At 46.7% G+C, this 289-nt stretch carries 1 protein-coding gene; it reads left to right on the forward strand.

All coding sequences use genetic code 11. The annotated features are described in order from the left end of the window. Window positions 1-289: outer membrane beta-barrel protein (locus J4G32_RS20995; protein ID WP_210497625.1), on the forward strand; the 289-nt coding region annotated here is incomplete at both ends.

Raw genomic sequence — 289 nt, forward strand, 5'->3', positions numbered from 1 at the left:
GGAGCAAAGGCACAAGAAGTGGAGAATCCGGTAGGCAGATTCTCGGTAATTCCTCGTATTGGTGTATCTCTGGCTAACTGGAGCGGATTGACTCTGGAAACTTTGGATGGAACCTCACTAGAGTCTAAGTATCAGGCAGGATTCATGGGTGGCGCAGATGTGGAATATCGCATAAATAAGAGCCTGGGTATTACGCTGGGTGCTTATTATGCCCGACAGGGTATGCGTTTCCCTGACTGTGAGTTGACTGAGAATGCTGAAAAAGGGGAATATACAGGTATTAAGAATC

The sequence above is a fragment of the Microvirga antarctica genome (assembly GCF_017921815.1).
In the GTDB taxonomy this organism is placed as follows: domain Bacteria; phylum Pseudomonadota; class Alphaproteobacteria; order Rhizobiales; family Beijerinckiaceae; genus Microvirga; species Microvirga antarctica.